23 protein-coding genes and 5 pseudogenes are annotated in these 18,204 nt (G+C 66.8%); 14 read left to right on the forward strand and 14 right to left on the reverse strand.

Going from position 1 to position 18,204, the window contains the following annotated elements; all coding sequences use genetic code 11:
• Nucleotides 1-122 precede the first annotated feature (122 nt).
• From JGR78_RS11050 to JGR78_RS11075, 6 genes are all read right to left on the reverse strand, one after another.
• On the reverse strand, nt 123-695 hold the full coding sequence (locus JGR78_RS11050; protein WP_182793078.1) for a hypothetical protein: 573 nt from the start codon (nt 693-695) through the stop codon (nt 123-125).
• Nucleotides 696-856: 161 nt separating this feature from the next.
• Nucleotides 857-1,351 (reverse strand): HdeA/HdeB family chaperone, encoded by a 495-nt coding sequence (locus JGR78_RS11055; RefSeq protein ID WP_182793079.1) that lies wholly within the window; start codon nt 1,349-1,351, stop codon nt 857-859.
• A gap of 76 nt (nt 1,352-1,427) precedes the next feature.
• Nucleotides 1,428-2,999, reverse strand: coding sequence for a GMC family oxidoreductase (locus JGR78_RS11060; RefSeq protein ID WP_182805734.1), 1,572 nt, complete (start codon nt 2,997-2,999; stop codon nt 1,428-1,430).
• A gap of 14 nt (nt 3,000-3,013) precedes the next feature.
• Nucleotides 3,014-3,535, reverse strand: coding sequence for a Twin-arginine translocation pathway signal (locus JGR78_RS11065; protein WP_182805736.1), 522 nt, complete (start codon nt 3,533-3,535; stop codon nt 3,014-3,016).
• A 42-nt stretch (nt 3,536-3,577) separates the two neighbouring features.
• A complete protein-coding gene (locus JGR78_RS11070; protein WP_182805738.1) occupies nt 3,578-3,973 on the reverse strand; it encodes a VOC family protein in 396 nt (131 codons plus the stop codon).
• Between the two features lie 89 nt (nt 3,974-4,062).
• Nucleotides 4,063-4,353, reverse strand: coding sequence for a ribbon-helix-helix domain-containing protein (locus JGR78_RS11075; RefSeq protein ID WP_182805740.1), 291 nt, complete (start codon nt 4,351-4,353; stop codon nt 4,063-4,065).
• Between the two features lie 391 nt (nt 4,354-4,744).
• Between JGR78_RS11075 and JGR78_RS11080 the strand changes: the two are divergent.
• Nucleotides 4,745-5,431, forward strand: a pseudogene (locus JGR78_RS11080) (transposase); the annotation flags it as partial.
• 43 nt (nt 5,432-5,474) lie between these two features.
• Here the strand turns inward: JGR78_RS11080 and JGR78_RS18645 are convergent.
• Nucleotides 5,475-5,792, reverse strand: a pseudogene (locus tag JGR78_RS18645) (HutD family protein); the annotation flags it as partial.
• A pseudogene (locus JGR78_RS11090) lies at nt 5,789-6,145 on the reverse strand (urocanate hydratase); the annotation flags it as partial. The pseudogenes JGR78_RS18645 and JGR78_RS11090, both read right to left, overlap by 4 nt.
• On the opposite strand from JGR78_RS11090, the gene JGR78_RS11095 reads away from it, so the two are divergent.
• Genes JGR78_RS11095 through JGR78_RS11115 form a run of 5 tightly spaced genes read left to right on the forward strand, consistent with a single transcriptional unit; the run spans nt 6,131 to nt 8,764 of the window.
• Nucleotides 6,131-6,310 carry a hypothetical protein gene (locus tag JGR78_RS11095; protein ID WP_234450725.1) on the forward strand — a complete coding sequence of 60 codons (180 nt, stop codon included), beginning with the start codon at nt 6,131-6,133 and terminating at the stop codon, nt 6,308-6,310. The pseudogene JGR78_RS11090 and the gene JGR78_RS11095 sit on opposite strands and share 15 nt — an antisense overlap.
• Before the next feature lie 55 nt (nt 6,311-6,365).
• On the forward strand, nt 6,366-6,746 hold the full coding sequence (locus JGR78_RS11100) for a head decoration protein (protein ID WP_182805742.1): 381 nt from the start codon (nt 6,366-6,368) through the stop codon (nt 6,744-6,746).
• Nucleotides 6,747-6,771: 25 nt separating this feature from the next.
• Nucleotides 6,772-7,794 (forward strand): major capsid protein, encoded by a 1,023-nt coding sequence (locus JGR78_RS11105; protein WP_182805744.1) that lies wholly within the window; start codon nt 6,772-6,774, stop codon nt 7,792-7,794.
• Between the two features lie 18 nt (nt 7,795-7,812).
• Nucleotides 7,813-8,127 (forward strand): hypothetical protein, encoded by a 315-nt coding sequence (locus tag JGR78_RS11110; RefSeq protein ID WP_182805746.1) that lies wholly within the window; start codon nt 7,813-7,815, stop codon nt 8,125-8,127.
• A 4-nt stretch (nt 8,128-8,131) separates the two neighbouring features.
• Nucleotides 8,132-8,764, forward strand: a complete 633-nt coding sequence (locus tag JGR78_RS11115) for a DUF6441 family protein (RefSeq protein WP_182805748.1) — start codon at nt 8,132-8,134, stop codon at nt 8,762-8,764.
• A 69-nt stretch (nt 8,765-8,833) separates the two neighbouring features.
• On the opposite strand, the gene JGR78_RS18445 is transcribed toward JGR78_RS11115, so the two are convergent.
• Together JGR78_RS18445 and JGR78_RS11120 are read right to left on the reverse strand one after the other, a co-directional pair.
• Entirely contained in the window at nt 8,834-8,962 is a 129-nt protein-coding gene (locus JGR78_RS18445) for a hypothetical protein (RefSeq protein WP_255434971.1), read from the reverse strand.
• A gap of 14 nt (nt 8,963-8,976) precedes the next feature.
• Complete coding sequence (locus JGR78_RS11120) at nt 8,977-10,206, reverse strand: MFS transporter (protein WP_182793088.1); 1,230 nt, start codon at nt 10,204-10,206, stop codon at nt 8,977-8,979.
• A 114-nt stretch (nt 10,207-10,320) separates the two neighbouring features.
• Between JGR78_RS11120 and JGR78_RS11125 the strand changes: the two genes are divergently transcribed.
• Both JGR78_RS11125 and JGR78_RS11130 read left to right on the forward strand, forming a co-directional pair.
• The gene (locus JGR78_RS11125) at nt 10,321-10,779 is read left to right on the forward strand and encodes a MaoC family dehydratase (RefSeq protein ID WP_182793089.1); all 459 of its coding nucleotides are present in this window, start codon (nt 10,321-10,323) and stop codon (nt 10,777-10,779) included.
• 2 nt (nt 10,780-10,781) lie between these two features.
• The gene (locus tag JGR78_RS11130; protein ID WP_182793090.1) at nt 10,782-11,372 is read left to right on the forward strand and encodes a TetR/AcrR family transcriptional regulator; all 591 of its coding nucleotides are present in this window, start codon (nt 10,782-10,784) and stop codon (nt 11,370-11,372) included.
• 107 nt (nt 11,373-11,479) lie between these two features.
• Here the strand turns inward: JGR78_RS11130 and JGR78_RS11135 are convergent.
• A pseudogene (locus JGR78_RS11135) lies at nt 11,480-12,601 on the reverse strand (IS1182 family transposase); the annotation flags it as partial.
• 112 nt (nt 12,602-12,713) lie between these two features.
• Here JGR78_RS11135 and istA point away from each other — a divergent pair.
• Entirely contained in the window at nt 12,714-14,243 is a 1,530-nt protein-coding gene (istA, locus tag JGR78_RS11140) for an IS21 family transposase (protein ID WP_200559303.1), read from the forward strand.
• The gene (gene istB / locus JGR78_RS11145) at nt 14,233-15,027 is read left to right on the forward strand and encodes an IS21-like element helper ATPase IstB (RefSeq protein ID WP_200559304.1); all 795 of its coding nucleotides are present in this window, start codon (nt 14,233-14,235) and stop codon (nt 15,025-15,027) included. The genes istA and istB overlap by 11 nt, the downstream gene beginning before the upstream one ends.
• A 73-nt stretch (nt 15,028-15,100) precedes the next feature.
• On the opposite strand, the pseudogene JGR78_RS11150 reads toward istB, so the two are convergent.
• Nucleotides 15,101-15,424, reverse strand: a pseudogene (locus tag JGR78_RS11150) (transposase); the annotation flags it as partial.
• A gap of 93 nt (nt 15,425-15,517) precedes the next feature.
• Between JGR78_RS11150 and JGR78_RS11155 the strand changes: the two are divergent.
• The 4 genes from JGR78_RS11155 to JGR78_RS11170 all read left to right on the forward strand — a co-directional run bounded on the left by JGR78_RS11155 (nt 15,518) and on the right by JGR78_RS11170 (nt 17,586).
• A complete protein-coding gene (locus JGR78_RS11155) occupies nt 15,518-15,940 on the forward strand; it encodes an acyl-CoA transferase (RefSeq protein WP_182805841.1) in 423 nt (140 codons plus the stop codon).
• Between the two features lie 22 nt (nt 15,941-15,962).
• Nucleotides 15,963-16,901 (forward strand): phage tail tube protein, encoded by a 939-nt coding sequence (locus tag JGR78_RS11160; protein WP_182805843.1) that lies wholly within the window; start codon nt 15,963-15,965, stop codon nt 16,899-16,901.
• A gap of 2 nt (nt 16,902-16,903) precedes the next feature.
• Complete coding sequence (locus tag JGR78_RS11165; RefSeq protein WP_182805845.1) at nt 16,904-17,341, forward strand: hypothetical protein; 438 nt, start codon at nt 16,904-16,906, stop codon at nt 17,339-17,341.
• A 68-nt stretch (nt 17,342-17,409) separates the two neighbouring features.
• Nucleotides 17,410-17,586, forward strand: coding sequence for a hypothetical protein (locus JGR78_RS11170; protein ID WP_234450726.1), 177 nt, complete (start codon nt 17,410-17,412; stop codon nt 17,584-17,586).
• On the opposite strand, the gene JGR78_RS11175 is transcribed toward JGR78_RS11170, so the two are convergent.
• Together JGR78_RS11175 and JGR78_RS11180 are read right to left on the reverse strand one after the other, a co-directional pair.
• A complete protein-coding gene (locus tag JGR78_RS11175; RefSeq protein ID WP_182805847.1) occupies nt 17,576-17,956 on the reverse strand; it encodes a type II toxin-antitoxin system VapC family toxin in 381 nt (126 codons plus the stop codon). The genes JGR78_RS11170 and JGR78_RS11175 overlap by 11 nt on opposite strands.
• On the reverse strand, nt 17,956-18,168 hold the full coding sequence (locus tag JGR78_RS11180) for an AbrB/MazE/SpoVT family DNA-binding domain-containing protein (RefSeq protein WP_182805849.1): 213 nt from the start codon (nt 18,166-18,168) through the stop codon (nt 17,956-17,958). The genes JGR78_RS11175 and JGR78_RS11180 overlap by 1 nt, the downstream gene beginning before the upstream one ends.
• Between the last annotated feature and the right edge of the window lie 36 nt (nt 18,169-18,204).

Here is an 18,204-nt window from a genome sequence, read left to right on the forward strand (position 1 = left end):
CCGGGGACCTTTTCGTTGTGCCCGGCGCTTCCGTGCAGTCGGTGGCCAGATCAGTTGCAGGCGAGCCAGCTTCGGCCAGTCCCGGCGCGAGAGGCGGGGGCGTCCCTGAAGGGCATCGCGCCTCAGTCCGGTGCCTTGATCCCGAGCCCGGCCGCCTTCTGCGCGTCGATTTCGCAGACCGCGGCCTTGGACAGCGCGGTGCCCTCGGTCGGGGCGGCGCTATCGTCCAGGGCCTTCTGGGGGTTCTCGGCCGCGCTGGCATCGGGCGAGGCGGCGGCGACGACCGGGGCCAAATCGCCGGTGCCTGCCGCCTCTGCACCGCTGCCTGCCGGGGCGGCGGCGGTCGACTCCGACCCGGCGCCGGCTGTGCCGGCATCCCCGGCGCTGGTCGCGTCTGTGGGGCCCACGCCCGAGGCCTTCTGGGTATCCTCGGGCGATGCCACCGGCGCGAGGTCGGTGGCATCGGCCGCAACCGAGGTCTCCGCCATGGTGGCGATCTGGGTGTCGAGCTGCTTCCACTGGTCGAGCAGCGTCTCGGCGCTGACCCCGCAGGCCTGCGCCGCGAGATCGACAGGCACCTCGACCACGGCGCCCTCGACGCTGACCCCCACCTTCTGGGGCGCGTCCTGGGCCCGGGCGGTCCCGGTCAGCAGCGGCAGGGCAAGACAGGCGGCGATGGTCAGGCGATATGACATGGCTGGAACTCCTCCCGGATGGATCTGCGCGAGACTGCAGGCAGGGGCGCGACGGGGCGATCCCTGCCCGCGGGCGGCGGGGCTGCAGGCGAGGGCGTCCCCGCCCCCGGCCTTCGTCCCGGGTTCCGCCCCTTGCGGGCGCGCAGCGGGACGGACGGCTGTCACAGGTTGTTCCCGAAGGCCGCCCGCAGCGCGTTCAGCGCCAGCGCATCCGGGCCGCCCTCGCAGGAGGTGCGCATTGCGATCAGCCTGCGGTCGCCGCCCTCGTCCGTGACGGAAGCCTCGGTGCCGTCGGGGGCAACCTTGCCGCTTTCGTTCTCTCCGGCGACGACCTCGGGCGCGCCGGTGCCGCCACCGGGGGCCGCCGGTTCCGCCGGGGCCTCGGTCCTGTCGGCGCCCGTCCGGTCCTCGACGACCCCGGCCGCGCCTTCCGCGGATGCGGCGGGGTCAGGCAGGGGGGCGTCGGGCAAGGGCTCGCCCGAGGCATGGGCCTGCATCGCCGCCCTGACGGTGGCCTGTCCCTCGGCATCGAGCGCCAGGAACTCGCGGCAGGTCATGGATTCAAGCCGCGCCACGACCTCAGGCGCGGCATCCTGCCCGAAGGACGGAGCCGCCGCGATGCAGGCGGCGGCGATGGCCGGAAACGGGAACCTCATCCTTGATCCTCCCTGATGCGCGCTTGGCAGGCCGTTGAAAGGCGAAAGAGCGGTCGCCCGCTCTGCGCCCCGTGCGTCACAGATTGCCCGCGCCCATCTCGCGGGCGATGTGGTCGGCTTGGCGGATCGCAAGCGCCACGATGGTCAGCGTCGGGTTCTCGGCCGCCCCGGTGGTGAACTGCGAGCCGTCCGACACGAACAGGTTGGGAATGTCGTGGCTCTGTCCCCAGCGGTTCACCACCCCGTCGCGCGGATTGTCCGACATCCGGTTCGTGCCGATGTTGTGGGTGGACGGATAGGGCGGCGTCGGCAGCGACCGCACCGCGCCCGCCGCCTTGTGGATCGCGATCCCCCGCGCATAGGCGTGGTCGCGCATCGCCACGTCATTGGGGTGGTCGTCGTAATGGACCACCGGCGTCGGCAGGCCGAACTGGTCCAGAACGGCCGTGTCCACCGTGATGCGGTTGGTTTCCTGGGGCATGTCCTCGCCCACGATCCACATCCCGGCCATGTTCTCGTAGCCGTCGATCGCGCTGGTGAACTCGCGCCCCCAGGCGCCGGGGTCGAGGAAGGCCGCCATGAAGGGAATCCCGATCGACAGCGTTTCCAGCTCGTAGCCCGCGACGAAGCCGCGCGAGGGGTCGTGCCGCGCCTCGTCCTGCATGATCCCGGCCATGGTGGTGCCGCGCCACATCCGCACCGGACGCTCGAAGATGCTGTAGACCGAGCCGGTGACATGGCGCATGTAGTTGCGCCCGACCTGCCCCGAGGAATTGCCCAGCCCGTCGGGGAACATCGCCGAGGCCGAGTTCAGCAGCAGCCGCGGGCTTTCGATGGTGTTGCCCGCCACGCAGACGATCCGCGCTGCCTGCCGCTGTTCCACCCCGTCCTTGTCGAAATAGACGACGCCGGTGACGCGGCCCGCGTCGTCATGCTCGATCCGCGCCGCGTGGCAGCGTTCGCGCACCTCGAGGTTGCCGGTTTCTTCGCCAAGCGGGATCTCGGTATAGGCGGTGGACCACTTGGCGCCCCATTTGCAGCCCTGAAAGCAGAAGCCGGTCTGCTGGCAGGCCTGCCTTCCGCCGTATTCGATCGAGTTGATCGCCATGCGGCCAGTATGGACTTCCTTGTAGCCGACGGCCTTGGCACCCTTCTCCATCACCAGGAAGTTGTTGTTGCCGGGCAGGCCGGGCAGGCCGTTGGTGCGGGTCACGCCCATCCTGGCCTCGGCCAGCGTGTACCAGGGGTCCATCTCACCCGCGTCGATCGGCCAGTCGATCAGGTTCGCCCCCTCGACCCGGCCATAGTTCGTCAGCGCCTTCCATTCATGTTCCTGGAAGCGCAACGAGGCGCCGGCCCAGTGGGTCGTGGTGCCGCCGACCGCCTTGACGATCCAGGTCGGCAGGCCCGCGAAATCCCGCGTCAGCCGGAAGCTGCCGTCGGACCGGCGGGTATCGAGCCAGGCAAGCTGGGCGAAGCTGGCCCATTCGTCGTTGACGTAGTCCTCGGGCAGGTAGCGGCCCCCGGCCTCCAGCGCCACGACGGAAATGCCCTTCTGCGCGAGTTCGTTGGCAAGCGTGCCGCCGCCTGCACCGGTGCCGATGATGACGACCACGCTGTCGTCGGTGTTGCTGAACGGAGCAGCCATGTTCCGGTCCTCCCTTACAGCCAAGCGATGTCGTTGAAGCCGCGGTCGATGTAGCCGCCGTGGCTGAAGCTTTCCCCTTCGTAGCCGAAGAGGGGCCATATCTCTTTCTGGTTGTAGAGGTCGGTGACCAGCCCCGCACGGACCGTGCGGAAGAACTCGCCCTTCTCGATGGCGTGCAGGACAGCCACCCGCTCGGCTTCCCACAGGGCGGCAAGGTAGCTGGCATGGCCCTGCCCCTGTGCCGCGGCGTCGAGGCCCGCGATCCCGGCCTCGACCATGGGCGCTTTCTCGGCCGTGTCATAGCCCTTGACGGCCACGGCATAGCGGTCGTCGGGGATGCGGTCGTGGGGGTAGATGTCGCGCGCCATCTGCACCAGCGTCGCCATGGTCTGCGGCGTCAAGGCCGTCACCTCCAGCGCCCAGGCGGCCCCGCGTTCCGTGACCCAGCTTGCGCCGATCAGAAGGCTGCCCCCTGCCGCAAAACTACGCGCCAGAAGCTCGCGCCGGGTCATCCCGGCACGGTCAATCCTGTTCATGTTTCTCCTCCCTTGGGTCCGGCCCCCTCCCCGGGGCCTTGCCTAGTGAAAGCGGCCTTGCCGCTGCAGCACCTCGATCTGATAGCCGTCCGGGTCGGCGATGAAGAAGAAGCGGGCGATGACCTCGCCCCCCGGTACGAAATCCACCAGCTTGCGCGGGCCAAAGCCCAGTTCGGTCAGGCGCGCGTGTTCCGCCTCCAGGTCGTCGACCGACACGGCCAGGTGGCCGTAGCCGTCGCCCAGGTCATAGGGTTCCGTCCGGTCCTTGTTGATGGTCAGCTCAAGCTCGAAGTCGCTTTCGGCGTTGCGCAGGTACACCAGGGTGAAGGCAGGGAAATCCAGCCGCGTGTCCACCTTGAGCCCAAAGGCGCGGTCGTAGAAATCGACCGCGCGCGCCTCGTCCAGCACCCGGATCATGGAATGGATCGCTTTGGCCATCATGCCCTTCCCGTTCTTCCTTTTCCTTCGACTACAGCCTTTCCGGTTGGGGCGGGCAGTAGCAGGTTACTACAGGTTCGCCTTTCGGCCTATTCGGCCGCCAAGGCAAAACCCGCGTCCCGCGCCTGCTGCATCTCGATCAGGCAGGCGCAGCGCAGCAGCGAGGCGAAGTTGCGAACGCCGCCCTGGATCTCCTGCACCTCGTCATGAAGGCGAGAGATGAAGGCCGGCGTCGTCATCCCCTCGCGCGCTGCCATGCTGTCGAGGATGCGCCAGAAGCTGCGTTCCAGCCGGATGCTGGTCGAATGGCCGCTGAGCCTCAGGCGCCGGGTCACGGGCTCGTAGCTTTCGGGACGCTGGCCAGCATAGACTTGGCACATGGTATGCTCCCCCTGCTCCGGCTTCCGGCGCTCATTCCGCCAAGGCCGGAGTCTCGGGTTGAATTTGACGCGGTTGCGCCCATGGCGCAATGGCTGACATCGGCCAGCGCCGCGCAAGAGGGCAGACAATCGAACCCTACTCAAAGAGCCGCCTCGCCAGAGCCGCGTCCCGGGAATATCAGGTGCGTTCTGCAGCATGGGAGCCTTTCCGGGTAGACGGCTATCGGCGATGAAGCGGTCTTGAGCGGATTGTTCAGCGAATACTTGCGCCCCGGCAGACGCAAGCTGCTGAACCACCGGCTTGTCCTGTAGCAGGCTGCTGAAGCGGTCGGCTTTCGCCCCGGTTTGAGGGAGATGCTTCACCCTCTGCACGACAAGGGCGAGCGTGATGATGCGCGGCACGGATGAGGCGAGCGGGTCGCTGTTGAGCCATGTCGGTCTGGAGGAGCGCCTCCCGGCGCGGCACCCGCTGCGCATAGTCCGGCAGGTGGTGAATGACGCGCGCGCGGGCCTCGATGCCGGGTTCGAGACGCTCTACACCGATTGCGGCCGCCCGTCGATCGCGCCGGACCGGCTGATCAGGGCAGGCCTGATCCTGTTCCTGTTCCTGGTCCGCGCGGCAACTGATGGAGCAGACGCAGTATAGCCTGCTGGTTCGCTGGTTTGTGGGCCTTGGGATTGACGATCCTGCCTGGGTGCCGACCGTCTTCACCCAGAGCCACGACCGGCTGCTGACGACCAAGATGTCGCGGCACCGGTGATGGCGGCGATCCTCGCGCGCCGCGAGGTCGCGCCGCTGTTGTCGGACGCGCATTTCCCGGCCGACGGCACGCTGGTCAAGGCCCTGGACCCCGATGAAGAGCTTTCAGCCGAAGCCCGACGCCGCCCCGCTGACGACGAGGGACCGTGGGGCCCGCTCTCGCCAGGCACGACCGCGGCCGACCAGCCCGAACAGACCTATGCCGAGATCGTCCCGATGCCGCGCCCCATCCACCGACACCGCAATGCAATCCCGGTTTTCTCTCCCGCCACGAGGGCGACAGTCTTCCGCGGAAGGCTGTCGCCGGGGGAAGCTCGACCATCCGGTGCGAAAAGGCGCAGCGCCGGGTCATGATGTTTAGATCCAGCACCGGGCCCGCGTCCAAGCTCGCATGGACCGGCGCCTCGCCGGGAAAGGACAAGGGCGGGCCGTCCGCCGTCACCGCGACTTCGGTGCCGCCGAAGGACAGGCGCATCGGCCCGCCTGTCAGCACGGCAAGGGTGCGATCGCTGCCGGGAAAGGCTGAGAAGGTGCCGTCCGCCGCCGCCCCGGCCATCGACAGCCGTGTGTCGAAGCCGGACAGGTCCGCGCCGTCCGGCCAGACGGCCAGTTCGTGCGTGACGCCGCCGCCGTTCTTCCAGCGCACGGCCCTGCCCTCTCCCCGACGCACGAGCCTCACTTGAGGATGCCCGGCAGGTTCAGGCCATGCTCGCGCGCGCAGTCGATCGCGATGTCATAGCCTGCGTCGGCGTGGCGCATGACGCCCGTGGCCGGGTCGTTCCACAGCACGCGCCCGATCCGGCGGTCGGCGTCTGCGGTGCCGTCGCAGCAGATGACCATGCCCGAATGCTGGCTGAAGCCCATGCCCACGCCACCGCCGTGGTGCAGCGACACCCAGGTCGCGCCGGATGCGGTGTTCAGCAGCGCGTTCAACAGCGGCCAGTCCGACACGGCGTCCGAGCCGTCCTTCATCGACTCGGTTTCCCGGTTGGGCGAGGCGACAGAACCCGAGTCCAGGTGGTCGCGGCCGATGCGGTCACGCGCGGCCTGAAGCCCGAGGCGCTGCGTGCGAAGGTGCTGGCCGATCTCGCCGCCCGCAGCGATGCCGCCGGGATCGTCGCCACGGCTCCGGCCGCCACAGCCAGGGAGAGCCCGATCGTTGCGGCCGCGAAGAAGGCCGCCGCCGCCTTGCGCTGAATCCGGCGCTGACTTCTGGCGCCTCCCAAACCCCCATCATCCCGGAGACCGAACCATGCCCGTCCTGACGGAACCGCCCAGCATGGGCGATGTCCTCAAATACGAGGTCAACCCGAACTACACCCGCGAGACGGTGACGCTGCTGATGGGCATGCCCTATCCGGCAGGGGCCGTCCTCGGCCGCATCACGGCCAGCGGCAAGTACACCCTGTCGGCCGCGACCGGGGCAGACGGCGCTCAGACCGCCGTCGCCGTCCTCCTCTATCCGGTGAACGCCACGCTGGCGGATGCGGTCGGCGTCGTCGTCGCCCGCGGCCCCGCCATCGTCTCGCGCGCAGGCCTCGCCTACGAGGCCACGGTCAATGACGCGGCCAAGATCACCGCCAAGATCGGCCAGCTCGCGAGCGCCGGCATCATTGCCCGCGACGGCGTCTGATCCCACATCCCTCCGGAGTCCCTCCATGACCCTCGTCCGCAATCCCTTCGACGCCGGCGGTTATTCGCTGGCCGAGATGACGCAGGCCATCAACATCCTGCCGAACCTCTATACCCGTCTCGCGCAGCTCGGCCTCTTCCGCTTCGAGGGGGTCAGCCAGCGCTCGGTCATCATCGAGCAGTATGAGGGCGTCCTGAACCTGCTGCCCTCGGTGCCGCTGGGCGGCCCGGCGACCGTCGGCACCCGCGAGGGTCGCTCGATGCGCAGCTTCGCCCTGCCGTGGATTCCGCATGACGACGTCATCCTGCCTGCCGACATCCAAGGCGCCCCCGCGCTGGGCGCGTTCGACGCCGCTGATCCGCTGGTCGAGGTGATGAACCGCAAGCTGCTGCTCATGCGCCGCAAGCACGCCCAGACCCGCGAATACATGGAGATGAACGCACTCCGCGGCATCGTGAAGGACGGCGCCGGCACCACCCTCTACAACTACTTCAGCGAGTTCGGGCTGACCCAGATCTCGGTCGACTTCGTCCTCGGCACCGCGGCTACCCCCGTGCAGGGCAAGGTGCGCGAGGTCCTGCGGGCGGTCGAGGACAACCTGCTGGGCGAGAGCATGAGTGATGTGCACGCCCTCGTCAGCCGCGAGTTCTTCGACAAGCTGATCGCCCATCCGAAGACCGAAGAGGCGTACAAGTTCTACGCCGCGACGGGCGCCCAGCCGCTCCGCCAGGACATGCGCCGCAACTTTCCCTTCGCCGGGATCGTCTTCGAGGAATATGCGGGCGCCGTGACCCTTTCCACGAAGGCGACCGAACGGCTGGTCCCGGCAAACGAAGGCATCGCCTTCCCGCTCGGCACGATGGACACCTTCACCACCTATGGCGGGCCCGCCAACCTGCTGGAAGCGGCCAACACCCTCGGTCTGCCGCTCTATGCGCGCCAGCATCTCGACGAGAAGGGCCGCTGGATCGACCTGATGACGGAAGCCTCGATCCTGCCCGTGAACAAGCGGCCGCGGATCGCGATCCGCCTGCACAGCTCGAACTGACGCGCGGCAGAAATCCTCATGTCCGTCTTTGCCGCCGCCATGGACCGCATCTTCACCCATGCCGCCATGGCGGCCCCGGCGCTCTGGATCTCCGCCTCCACCTCCGAGGAGCGCCCGATCCGTGTCATTGCCCGCGCGCCTGACCGCATCACCGAGTTCGGCGCAGGGCGCTTCGTCAGCGACAGCATGATGGTGGATGTGCGCGTGGCCGACCTGCCCACCCCGCATCCGGGCGATCTGATCGTCATCGGCGCCGACAGCCATGTGATCCAGGGAGAGCCGCTGCGCGACCGCGAGCGTCTGATCTGGACGCTGGACCTGAGGCCTGCGTGACACGATGAAGCTGAAGCTCGAGATCAGCCCCGACCTCGTCGCCCTGATGCAGGCCGAAATCCGGGCTGGCGAGAAGGCCGTCAGCACCGCCATGCGCGAGGCGGGCGCCGACCTGAAATCCGCCTGGCGCGGTCAGATCACCGGCGCGGGGCTCGGCGCGCGGCTGGGCAACTCGATCCGCCTCGCCACCTATCCCAGGGCCAGCGACAGCCTGAATGCCGCGGCGCTGGTCTGGTCGAACGCGCCGGTGATCGTCGGCGCCCATGACGCGGGGCCGCTGATCCGGTCGCGCGATGGGTTCTGGCTGGCAATCCCGACCCCGGCTGCGGGGAAGTCAACGCGCGGCGGACGGATCACCCCGGGTGAATGGGAACGCCGCAGCGGTATGCGCCTGCGCTTCGTCTATCGCCGCCGCGGCCCGAGCTTGCTGGTGGCCGAGGGGCGGCTGAACAGCAAGGGCCGGGCGGTGGCCTCACGCGCCAAGTCCGGACGGGGGCTGACAACCGTGCCGATCTTCCTGCTGGTGCCGCAGGTCAGACTGCGCAAGCGGCTGGACATGACACGGGAGGCAGAACGGGTGGTGGACGGTGTACCGGGGCGAATCGTGGCTGGATGGATGGAGACACAACGGCTCTGATGTCTGCCTTGCGGGACAATGCTACCATTCAGCCCCTTGCAAGCGCAGAGTATGTCAGCATCTGCTGAATCAGCAGAGGAGGAAGGCGTTCAGCAGGGCAACGGAAAGGCCGAACTCGTACCACAGCGCCAGTCCCGCAAGAGCCACGGCAAGGAAGACGCCCACGGCCAGCAACAGGTGGAAACGTATCGACAGCATCCGCGCATCCCTCATCAAGCGGCCTGCAGCCTTGAAACCGGGGCATCCCGGATCGGCCAGTGCAGAAGCGCAGCAAGGACGGCGATGGCGATCGAGATCTGCCAGGCGAGGTCATAGGACCCGGTCGCGTTGTAGGCGTATCCCGCGCCCCAGGCCCCGAAGAACGAGCCGAGCTGATGGAACAGGAAGACAATCCCGAACAGCGTGGACATGTAGCGGACGCCGAAGATCTGGCCGACCAGCCCGCTCGTCAGGGGTACGGTGCCGAGCCACAGAAACCCCAGCGTGCAGGCGAACAGCGTGACGGACAGGGGCGTGACCGGAAAGGCGAGAAACAGCGCCATGAGCACGGCACGGGCCAGGTAGATCCCGGCCAGAACGTGCTTCTTGCGCCAGCGGTCCGCCGACATGCCGAAGACGTAGGAGCCAAGGATGTTGAACAGCCCGATTAGCGCCAGCGCCCGTGCGCCGAGCGCCGGGTCGAGGCCCCGGTCCCCCAGGAAGGCCGGCAGGTGGGTTGCCACAAAGGCGACGTGAAAGCCGCAGACGAAAAACCCGGCATTCAGCAGCCAGAAGCCGGAATGGCCAGCGGCTTCGCGCAGCGCCTCGCCGTAGGTCTGCACGTGCGCGCTGCCGGTCTGCGGCACCGCCGGACGCCCCGCAATGCCGATGGCGAGAAGCACCATGGCGCCGGCCAGCGCGCCGAAGATCAGGAAGGTTTCCCGCCAGCCGAAGCCGGTGATCAGACCCTGCGCGACCGGCACCAGCAGGAACTGCCCGACCGAGCCGCCGGCCGTCACGATTCCGGCCGCCAATCCGCGCCGTTCGGGAGGCACGGCCCGCATTGCCGCGCCAATGGCGACGACGAAGGTTACGCCTGTCATGGCGAGGCCGACGATGAACCCGAGCGTGAGATTGAGCCCCGCCGCGCCTGAGATCATCGAGGCGAGGACAAGCCCAAGCGCATAGAGCGCCCCTCCGGCCGCCGCCACGCGTCCCGCCCCATACCTGTCCGCCAGCGCGCCGACAAAGGGCTGCGCCAGCCCGAGGATCAGGTTCTGCATGGCAATCGCCAGCCCGAAGGCTTCCCGGCCAACGCCGATATCCAGCTCGATGGGGCGAAGGAACAGGCCGAACGACTGCCGGATGCCCATGGCGATGGTGACGAGCGTTGCCGCACAGATCAGGACGACCCAGGGGCGTCCGCGCAGCGCGGCGGCATTCGGGTCAGGTGTCTGGTTCATGGGCTCTCCTGCCCGCGGGAATCGGTCCGCCGCAGCGCCGGCTTGAGTCGGTTAGATAACAGTTGTAATCTATGTTGGCGAGTCCACAAGTGATCCGAAAGGCGAGGGAAGACGATGAAACACAATGGCGAGGCCGAACGGCTCAGTCTCGATGACCTCCAGGTCGGTCAGGAGTTCCTGAGCGCCGAGCATCCGCTGGATGCCGAGCAGATCGTCGCCTATGCGCGGCAGTTCGATCCGCAACCCTTCCATCTCGATGAGGACGCGGCCAAGAACAGCTTCTTCCAGGGCCTCGCCGCCAGCGGCTGGCACACGATGTCGATCACGATGAAGCTTCTGGTGCAGAGCCTGCCCTTCGCTGACGGCGTTATCGGCGCCGGCGGGGACATTGCCTGGCCGCGGCCGACCCGCCCCGGCGACATCCTACGGGTGAAAAGCACGATCCGCGAGATCCGCCCCTCCCGTTCCCGCCCCGACCGAGGCATGGTGCAGGTGAGCAGCCTGACGCTCAACCAGCGGGACGAGGTGCTGCAGGAGCTGACGTCGAACCTGCTGGCGTTCCGGAGGGCCTGACGATGGGGCGATCCTCGGCCGAACAGGCGCAGCAGAACCGCGCACGGATTGTGGCAGAGGCCAGCCGCCTTTTCCGCGAGCGCGGGGTCGAAGCGGTGTCGGTCGCCGACATCATGGCTGCTGCGGGCATGACCGTCGGCGGCTTCTACAAGCATTTCGCGTCCAAGGAGGCGCTGGTGCGCGAAGCTTGCGCCCTCTCCTTCGAGCAGGTGGCGCGGGTCTGGCAGAAGCTGGTCGGCGAACGTCCCGACGCTGCGGTGATTGTGGAACACTACTTTCGCGAGCGGCCCGCGCACCAGACCTGCCCCATGCTGGCTTTTGCCCCGCATGTGTCCGGCACCGACCTCGTGAATCCGGCGCGAGAGGCTTACAGCAAGGGGGTGGAAGTTCTTCTGTCGGGCTTCTTGAGCCAGACCGGCACCAGCGAACATCCTGAGATACCGGAAGAGGCACAGATCCTGTTCGCTGCCATGATCGGCGCGCAGCTTCTGGCGCAGGCGTCGGACAATGCGGACTGGGCTACCGCTCTACGGCAGGCCGTGAGGCGCCGCGCGAGGAAACAAGCTCATGCGGATGAGAGAACGTCTGCTTAGGGCTTAGCCTGTGTTGAAACTCTCCGCATCGGGGCCGGTGGTTGTTCGGATCTGGCGCAGCGCTTCAGAGTGTGACCTGCGGGCAAAGACGGAGTTTCCCTGCCTTCTCAGGCCCGGATTGCGGTCATGAAGCTTCGGATGCCGATCAAAGCGACGATCCGCTTGATGTTGTAGGCCAGCACGTTCAGCGCCATTTCCGTCTTCACGTTGGGCAGTCGCCTGGTCAGGAAATGGGTCGCACCCATCCACGCCTTGATCGTGCCGAACGGATGCTCGACGGTGGATCGACGAAGCGTCATTGGCTCTGACGGGCCGCGCAACCTGATCTGCGCCTCTTCGATCAGATGCTCATGCTCCCATCGTGTGATCCGGCGTTCCTTGCCGGTAGTGCAGCGTGACCTGATCGCGCAATTGCCGCATTCGCCGGTCCAGTAGCGTCGCAACTGAAGGTCGTCTTCCTCGGTGGTGTAGCGATAACTCAGCGTCTCGCCTGCCGGGCAGCGGTAAACATCTGCCTCCGGCTCGTAAGCGAAGTCGGCCTTCACATACATGCCCTTGGCGCGATTGCCTGAGGTCTCGGGGCGCGGCACGGTCGTGGTGATGCCCCTCTCATGACAGAGGAGGATCTCACGACCGCTGAAGTAGCCCTTGTCCGCGAGCGCATGCAGATCGTCTCGCTGCAGGGCATCCTTCGCGGCTTGTGCCAGGGGCGCCAGAAGGTCTCGATCATGGACCTGATTGGTTACGTCGTGCGCCACGATCAGATGGGTCTCGGTATCAACGGCCATCTGGGCATTGTAGCCGACCATCCCACTGTTTTTGGCACTGGTGGCCATGGCGCGGGCGTCGGGATCGGTCAGCGAGATCTGCCCGTCGGGGGCTTCGGCCAAAGCCCTATCCATGGCTTGCAGATACTGGATCTGTTGGCGAATGCGACCATATCGCCGGGCAAGATGCGCCACCTTCTCGGTCCGGACCTCGCCCTCCTCCTGACGGTCCACCCTGACCATCTCCTGGATATACCGCTCGACGTCAGCCTCCAGATGGGCAATGCGGCTGGCGATCTTGCCCTTGGTGAAGTTGCGGTCGCGGTTGTTCACTGCTCTGAACTTGCTTCCGTCGATAGCGACGCAATCGCCCTTGAGCGTGCCGATCCGGCGACAAAGCTCCACGAACTGCGCGCAGGTCCTGCGGATGGCAGCGCCATTGTCACGCCGGAAGTCGGCAATGTGTTGATTTCCACCCGGAACTGACCCGGGTAGGGGCGTAATTTCCACTGAGAACTGACCCATGTGAACCTTCCCCAAAGCGGAGCGCGGCGGGGGTAATGGAGTGATCCACATGGGACTTTTGAACATCATCCGACGCATGGCGTTGCGGGAGAAGCTGCCGATCCGGGAGATCGCACGGCGGACCGGCCTGTCGCGCAACACCATCAGGAAGTATCTGAGCGCTGGGACCATCGAGCCGAGGTTCGCGACGCCTGATCGGCCGAGCAAGCTCGATCCGTTTTCCGAGAAGCTGGCGGCGTGGCTGAAGACGGAAGCCGGCAAGTCACGCAAGCAGCGCCGGACGCTGAAGCAACTCCATGCCGACCTCGTGGCGCTCGGCTTCACCGGCTCCTACGGCCGGGTCGCGGCCTTCGCCCGGCAATGGCGGATGGACCGGCAGCGCGAGCAGCAGACGACGGGCCGCGGCACCTTCGTCCCCTTGGTCTTTCGTCCGGGCGAGGCGTTCCAGTTCGATTGGAGCGAGGACTACGCGGTTCTGGGCGGGGAGCGCACGAAGCTTCAGGTCGCCCACATCAAGCTGGCACACAGCCGGGCCTTCCTGGTTCGGGCCTATCTGCTGCAAACCCACGAGATGCTGTTCGATGCCCATTGGCACGGGTTCCGCGTCTTTGGCGGCGTGCCGGGTCGCGGCATCTACGATAACATGAAGACAGCGGTTGACCGCGTTGGCCGCGGCAAGGAACGGCAGGTCAACATCCGCTTCCTCGCCATGACCAACCACTATGTCTTCGAGCCGGAGTTCTGCAATCCTGCCGCGGGATGGGAGAAGGGACAGGTCGAGAAGAACGTTCAGGATGCCCGGCCTCGTTTGTGGCAGCCGATGCCGAACTTTCCTGACCTGGCGGCGCTGAACGCCTGGCTGGAACGGCGCTGCCTGGAGTTGTGGCGCGAGATCCCGCACGGGGTTCTGCCCGGAACCGTCGCCGACGCCTGGGCCGAAGAACAGGCCGCGCTGATGCCGCTGCCGCCTGCCTTCGACGGCTTCGTCGAGCGGAGCAAGCGTGTCTCACCCACCTGCCTGATCAGCTTCGAGCGCAACCGCTACAGCGTGCCGGCGTCCTTTGCCAACCGTCCTGTCAGCCTCAGGGTCTACCCGGATCGGCTGGTGGTTGCCGCCGAGGGACAGATCCTGTGCGAACATGGGCGGGTGATCCAGCGGTCCCATCACCTGCCGCCTCGCACGATCTATGACTGGCGGCATTATCTGGCCGTCATCCAGCGCAAGCCGGGTGCCCTCAGGAACGGTGCGCCCTTCGCGGAACTGCCCGCGGCCTTCCGACAGTTGCAGGACCAGATGCTGCGACGACCCGGTGGCGATCGCGAGATGGTCGATATCCTGGCGCTGGTCCTGCAGCATGATGAACAGGCTGTGCTGGTTGCTGTGGAAATGGCCCTGGCCGAAGGCGTCGCGACCAAGACCCATGTGTTGAATCTCCTGCACAGGCTGATCGATGGCAAGACGACCGGCGGCCCGAACATCGACACACCGGAGGCGCTGATCCTGCGCCATGAGCCGAAGGCCAATGTCGAACGCTATGACGACCTGCGGGCGCAGATCGGAGACCGCCATGCGTCATGATCCCGCCAGCGGCGCCATCGTCATCATGCTCCGCAGCCTGAAGATGCACGGCATGGCCCAGGCCGTCACCGACCTGATCGAACAGGGGGCGCCGGCATTCGAGACAGCCGTGCCGATCCTGTCCCAGCTGCTGAAGGCCGAACTGGCGGAACGCGAAGTGCGCTCCATTGCCTATCACATGAAGGCCGCGCGCTTCCCGGCCTACAAGGATCTCTCGGGCTTCGACTTCGCTGCCAGCGAGATCAACGAGGTCACGGTGCGCCAGCTCCACCGCTGCGAGTTCATCGACGGCGCGCAGAATGTCGTGCTGATCGGCGGGCCGGGCACCGGCAAGACCCATGTCGCAACCGCCCTGGGCATCCAGGCCATCGAACACCACCGCCGGAAGGTCCGCTTCTTCTCCACCATCGAACTCGTCAATGCCCTCGAGCAGGAGAAAACCAAGGGCAAGGCGGGCCAGATCGCGGAGGGATTGACCCGGCTCGATCTCGTGATCCTGGACGAACTGGGCTACTTGCCGTTCAGCGCTTCAGGCGGTGCGCTGCTCTTCCACCTTCTGAGCAAGCTCTATGAGCGCACCAGCGTTGTCATCACCACCAACCTGAGCTTCAGCGAATGGGCCACCGTCTTCGGCGATGCCAAAATGACCACCGCGCTGCTCGATCGCCTCACCCACCGCTGCCACATCCTGGAGACCGGAAACGACAGCTTCCGCTTCAAGGCAAGCTCAGCCGCAGCAGCCAGGAAAACCAAGGAGGCCGGCCATGCCTTGACCCAAGCCTAACCCACGAAACATAACCTGAGGGTGGGTCAGTTCTCGATGGAAAACCCGGGTCAGTTCCGAGTGGAAATCAACAGGCAATGGTCTTGTGGTCCGGCACCAGGCGGCCGGTCAGCCACATCAGTTCAACATTGCGACCTGCTTCACGCTCCAGCCTGCGGCTGGACGGGATGCGGTTCAGATAGCCATAGATGAACAGCTTGAGCAGAACCGCGGGATGGTAACCGGGCCGTCCCGTTCGTGCCGGAGCCGATCGAGCAAAGCCAAGGCCTGGCAGATCCAGCTCATCGACAAAGAGATCGACAACTCGAACCAGATGATCCTCACTGATCCAGTCCTCGAGACGATCCGGAAAGAGAACCGTCTGTCCGCGCTCAACACCCTTGATGAAGCCCGACATGCTGATCCCCCACAGCCATGTCAAAGTCTACCATGAGCACGAGTTTTCACACAGCCTCGGCTCTTTGCTTCCCTCCGCACCATAGGACAGCAGATGCCCACCACCCGCGAAACCATCCTCGCTGCACTGCATGTGCAGCTGCAGCCCCTTGCCGCCCTCGTATTGCGCGATGAGGTGCTGCCCGAGCGGATCCCGGCGACGGGACTGATCATCCTGCGCGATGGCCACCCCGGCGAGCCGGAGGTGACTCTGTCGCCGCTGCGCTACCACTACCAGCACCGGGCCGAGCTCGAGGCCGTCGTCCAGGCGGGCACCGGCCGCGCCAGCGCCCTTGACGACCTGATCGCGTCCATTGGCACGGCGCTGGAGGCTGACCGAACGCTGGGCGGGCTCTGCGACTGGATCGAGCCCGACGCCCCGGCCTCGGTCGATCTGCCGGTCGAGGGCGCGGCGGCGCTGAAGGCAGCGGTGATCGCCGTCGTGCTCCATTACACCATAACCGGCCCGCTGGCCTGATCCCCATATCGAGGAGACCTACATGGCACGTGCGCAAGGCGCGCGGGCGCAGATGGCGCTTGCGTTCGAGACAGTTTACGGCACCCCGCCCGCCAGCGGCTACCGGCTGATGCCCTTCGCGCGGACGACGCTGGGCGCGGAGCAGCCGCTCCTGAACTCCGAGCTGCTCGGCTACGGCCGCGATCCGCTCGCACCGATCAAGGACGCGGTGACCGCGGACGGTGAAGTGGTCGTGCCGATCGACGTGGAGGCTTTCGGCTACTGGCTGAAGGCGGCGTTCGGGGCGCCAGCGACCACCGGAACCACGTCGAAGACCCACAGCTTCCAGTCGGGCAACTGGACCCTGCCCTCCATGGCGATCGAGGTCGCCATGCCGGAGGTGCCGCGTTTCGCCATGTACGCGGGCTGCGTGCTGGACCAGCTGTCGTGGCAGATGAGCCGCTCGGGACTGCTGACCGCGACGGCGCGGCTTATCGCGCAGGGCGAGGCGATCGCCCCGACCACGGCTGCGGGCACCCCGACGGCGCTGGGCCTGCAGCGCTTCGGCCATTCCAACGGGGTGGTGAAGCGGAACGGCACCGCTCTGGGCAACGTCGTCTCGGCCGAGATCACCTATGCCAACAGCCTCGACCGGATCGAGACCATCCGCAACGACGGCAAGATCGAGGGCGCCGATCCCGGCATGGCATCGCTCACCGGCCGGATCGAGGTTCGTTTTGCCGACAGTGCGCTGGTCACGCAGGCCATCGACGGCACGCCGTGCGAGCTCGAGTTCGCGTACAGCCTCGGGGCGAACGCGAGTTTCACCTTCACGGCCCATGCCGTCTACCTGCCGGTTCCGCGCGTGGAGATCGCCGGGCCGCAGGGCATCCAGGCGAGCTTCGACTGGCAGGCTGCAAAAGCCACCAGCCCGGCCCGCATGTGCACGGCCGTCCTCGTCAACAGCATCGCGAGTTACTGACCATGATCCGCCTGAACCTGTCGAACAGCCCCGAGTGGCTGTCCCTGCTGCCCGGCCTGCGGCTGAAGGTGGCGCCGCTGACGACCGCGCTGATGGTCGCCGCCCGGGCCGATCCTGCGCTGGCGGCCCTCTCGGAAACGGCCAGCACCGAAGAGATGGCACTGGCCATGGCCAAGGCAGTCGCCCGCCTCGCGGTGCTGGATTGGGAAGGTGTCGGCGACGAGAAAGGCGAACCGCTCCTCCTCACCCCTGAGGGCATCGACGCCCTGTTGGAGGTCTGGCCGGCATTCGAGGCCTTCCAGAGCCAGTATGTCGCCCGCGGGTTGATGCTGGATGCGGAAAAAAACGTCTCCGCGCCCTCGCCGACTGGTCCTTCGGCGGGGGCGACAGCTACTGCGCGGCCTGCGCAGGTCCCTGCCCCGACTGTCCAGGAAAGCTGAACCAGCCCCGGACCGTTGAGGGCTGGCAGGTTTGGGATCTGACGCAGCGCCTTGGCGGCCAGCTGCGGGTGATCCCCGGCGCCGTCGTCGGCTGGGACTTGGGGGCGGCGCTTTCCATGGCGCAGGCGCTGGGCGTCAGCGCGCTGATCGCCGCCGAACTGCTGCCCGCGATCGAGGCGGTGATGGTGCGGAGGCTGAACGAGCAGATGGCCAGCTCTGACCGCCGTAGTGGCTTCAGTTCTTGATCTTCTCGATCAGGGTGACGCCCGGCAGACCCTCGAAATGCCTGTCGCAGGTCAGCAGCGTCGCCCCGCGCAGCCGCGCCGTGGCGAAGATGATGGCGTCCGCGGTGGCGAGCTTGTGTTCTCGGCAAGCGTCGGCCGCGGCCAGCGCGATCTCGGTATCGAGCGGCACCACCTGACAGACCTGGGTGAAGGCGATCACCTGATCGGCCTTGTCCTCTCCGACCTCGCGGGTCAGCCATTTCGCCAGTTCCAGCTGCACCATCGTCGGCACCAGCCAGTCCGCCTGATCGGGCAGATGCCCGGCCAGCTGCTCTCCCGTCGGCGAGCCGATCAGCCACTCGATCCAGGCCGACGTGTCGACGAGGACCATCAGAACCGATCGGACCGGTCACGGTACTCGGTGGCGGAGGCTCCGCGCGCGAGGCCCTTCAGTTCCTCCCGCTTCGGCACCGGCACCAGAAGCACGCCAGTGCCTTTGGGGAAGAAGGCGAAGGTGAGCCCGGCTTCCCAGTGCTGGGCCGTGCGGATCGCCTTGGGGATCGAGATCTGGAACTTCGAGGACAGGGTGGCGGTCTCGGCCATGGTCATACGCTCACTGGATCGATGCCACTAACGTAA

It is taken from the genome of Paracoccus sp. MC1862 (assembly GCF_016617715.1).
GTDB lineage: Bacteria > Pseudomonadota > Alphaproteobacteria > Rhodobacterales > Rhodobacteraceae > Paracoccus.